Origin of the sequence: Nocardia amamiensis (assembly GCF_015477605.1) — a bacterium.
Lineage (GTDB): Bacteria > Actinomycetota > Actinomycetes > Mycobacteriales > Mycobacteriaceae > Nocardia > Nocardia amamiensis_A.
Genome location: NZ_JADLQX010000212.1, coordinates 1 through 540 on the forward strand (window position 1 = coordinate 1; position 540 = coordinate 540).

The 540-nt window shown below is 70.2% G+C and carries 1 pseudogene; it reads right to left on the reverse strand.

Going from position 1 to position 540, the window contains the following annotated elements:
• A pseudogene (locus tag IU459_RS37530) lies at positions 1–540 on the reverse strand (flavoprotein); the annotation flags it as partial.

Genomic DNA, 540 nt, shown 5'->3' on the forward strand with positions numbered 1-540 from the left:
TTCATCCCGGCCAGGAACACGCCCGGCTCCGGATGCGAGAGTTCTTTCACCCCGTGCGGGTAGACGGTGCCGCAGGAGTGCACGTTCGGGTCGATCAAGGGCGCCAGCTCCACCGGTGCCTGCAACACCGGGTCCAGGCCGAGGCGGATCTCCGACAGCCACGACAACTCCGGCCGGAACCCGGTCAACACCACCACCCGATCCACGTCCTCGATCCGGCGACCGGCATCCGACACCAGCGTGCCCGCCGTTGCCGCTGGGTTCGATTGCGGCGGTGCGGAATCCGGTCACCACGGTGAGCAGGCCGGTGTCGACGGCTTGTTTGGCGCGCTGCCCCAGCGCGCCGCGGGCGGGTAGCTGGTCGGCCTCGCCGCCACCGAAAGTGGACCCGACCTCCCCGGGGCGCAGCACCCATGTCAACCGGGTGCCCGGCTCGTTGCTCGCGACCTCGGCCAAGGCGATGATCGCGGTCAACGCCGAATGCCCACTCCCGGCGATCACGGTGTGCTTGCCTGCGTAGCGGGCGCGGACGGTGTCGTC